The organism is Staphylococcus sp. 231237_7MaSpsaltlick (genome assembly GCF_043107035.1).
The window spans coordinates 1-588 of sequence record NZ_JBICNX010000273.1 but is presented as its reverse complement, the minus strand read 5'-3'; the positions used below and the strand labels follow the sequence as shown (position 1 = coordinate 588).

The 588-nt window shown below is 46.3% G+C and carries 1 rRNA gene; it reads left to right on the top strand.

The window, feature by feature from the left end:
* Window positions 1–588, top strand: a 23S ribosomal RNA gene (locus ACF91D_RS32470); the annotation flags it as partial.

The window sequence follows — 588 nt, the reverse complement described above, 5'->3', positions numbered from 1 at the left end:
GTTATTAAGGGCGCACGGTGGATGCCTTGGCACTAGAAGCCGATGAAGGACGTTACTAACGACGATATGCTTTGGGGAGCTGTAAGTAAGCTTTGATCCAGAGATTTCCGAATGGGGAAACCCAGCACGAGTTATGTCGTGTTATCGATATGTGAATACATAGCATATCTGAAGGCAGACGCGGAGAACTGAAACATCTTAGTACCCGCAGGAAGAGAAAGAAAAATCGATTCCCTGAGTAGCGGCGAGCGAAACGGGAACAGCCCAAACCAACGAGCTTGCTTGTTGGGGTTGTAGGACACTCTATACGGAGTTACAAAGGAATAAATTAGACGAATCATCTGGAAAGATGAATCATAGAAGGTAATAATCCTGTAGTCGAAAGTTTATTCTCTCTTGAGTGGATCCTGAGTACGACGGAGCACGTGAAATTCCGTCGGAATCTGGGAGGACCATCTCCTAAGGCTAAATACTCTCTAGTGACCGATAGTGAACCAGTACCGTGAGGGAAAGGTGAAAAGTACCCCGGAAGGGGAGTGAAATAGAACTTGAAACCGTGTGCTTACAAGTAGTCAGAGCCCGTTAATG